The sequence below is a fragment of the Moorena sp. SIO3I6 genome (genome assembly GCF_010672095.1).
Genome location: NZ_JAAHHU010000268.1, coordinates 4,807 through 6,561 on the forward strand (window position 1 = coordinate 4,807; position 1,755 = coordinate 6,561).

General features: G+C 45.5%; 1 protein-coding gene and 1 pseudogene. Both read left to right on the top strand.

What is annotated here, in order from left to right:
• Positions 1 to 146 precede the first annotated feature (146 nt).
• The gene (locus F6K49_RS33600; protein WP_293018840.1) at positions 147 to 1,397 is read left to right on the top strand and encodes an NAD-dependent epimerase/dehydratase family protein; all 1,251 of its coding nucleotides are present in this window, start codon (positions 147 to 149) and stop codon (positions 1,395 to 1,397) included.
• 224 nt (positions 1,398 to 1,621) lie between these two features.
• Positions 1,622 to 1,755: pseudogene (locus tag F6K49_RS33605) on the top strand (Uma2 family endonuclease); the annotation flags it as partial.

Genomic DNA, 1,755 nt, shown 5'->3' on the forward strand with positions numbered 1-1,755 from the left:
ATGTTAGCGTAGCTCGACGAAGTCCGGTGATGGAAATATATCGGTTCTCGATTGGTTCTCGGTTAATTCCCAAAGCGGGATACTATAGTCGCAGCTCGCTGACAATTCAACCAAAAAAGACCATTTAAACAAACAACTAGGAGTTGATGATGAAAAAAGTTGTAGTTTTAGGCGGTGACGGATTTTGTGGTTGGCCCACAGCTCTCCATCTATCTGATAGTGGTCATGACATTGTAATTGTTGATAACTTGTCACGACGCAACATTGATAATGAGTTGGAAGTGAGTTCCTTAACACCTTACCAGCCGATGTCCACTCGTCTGAAGACATGGCGTGAGGTTTCTGGCAAACAAATCCAGTTCTATAACTTCAATGTAGCGAAAGACTATGATCGCTTACTCAATCTATTCCTGACCTATCAACCGGATGTGGTGATTCATTTTGCCGAACAGCGGGCTGCACCTTACTCGATGAAGTCATCTAGCCATAAGCGCTACACGGTAGATAATAACTTGAATGCGACCAATAATCTGCTAGCTGCGATTGTGGAATCGGGTTTGGATATACATGTGGTTCATTTAGGAACCATGGGAGTCTATGGTTATGGTACTGCTGGGATGAAGATTCCGGAAGGGTATTTAGATATCCAGGTGACTACGGATGAGGGGAAAATGGTACAGCAGCAAATCTTGTACCCAGCCAATCCGGGCAGTATCTATCACATGACCAAAACTCAGGATCAGCTGTTTTTCTATTACTACAACAAGAATGATCGGGTGCGGATCACTGACCTGCATCAGGGGATTGTTTGGGGAACTCAGACCAAGCAGACAAAGCTGGATGAACGGTTAATTAATCGCTTTGATTATGATGGAGACTATGGTACAGTTCTAAATCGGTTCCTGATGCAGTCAGCAATTGGTCATCCGTTGACGGTACATGGCACAGGGGGTCAAACCAGGGCATTTATCCATATTCAAGATACGGTGCGGTGTATAGAGTTAGCGATCGCAAATCCTCCGGCTTCTGGGGACAGGGTGAAAATCTTGAATCAGATGACCGAAACCCATCGGGTGCGGGATTTGGCCCAGATTGTGTCTGATATCACTGGAGCGGAAATTGCCTATCTAGAGAACCCTAGAAACGAATCAGCAGAAAATGAACTGGCTGTGGAGAATAAATGTTTCTTGGAAATGGGTCTGAAACCAACCACCTTGGTTAAAGGTCTGATGCAAGAGGTAATCGAGATTGCTGCTAAATATGTCGATCGTTGCGATCGCTCGAAGATTATCTGTACATCACTGTGGCGGCAGAAGGGCAATGGGGTGAGTATGGCTGACGAAACTTCTGCTCAAACCACATCCGACAAAACGGCGGTGGGTGTAGGTGCCAGTTAAAAATTAGGTAGCGCGCAGGTGGGAGCATATTTTACCTTGAGCGGTCAGCTTTTTATGGTCAGTCTGGTTCTGTTGGCCTTGCAACTAATAGCTGATCACAAGGACAGCATGGGCGTAGCACCATTACTGACTGCTCAAAGTATCTGAAACTCTGGCAATCTTAATAAGTTCATCAGTAGTGAAACTTCTTGCTACCCTAAAACTAGTTGATCCGATTGTCTGTTATGTATCAAACTGACCCCCCTCGTCCGGCCAAGGAAACCCTACCGACGATGTATGATCTCCCTAGTGAAGATCCAGAGGAACCAGGTTTGCCAGACGAGTTTCATGATTTTCAACCTCAGCTATTACGGGAGAC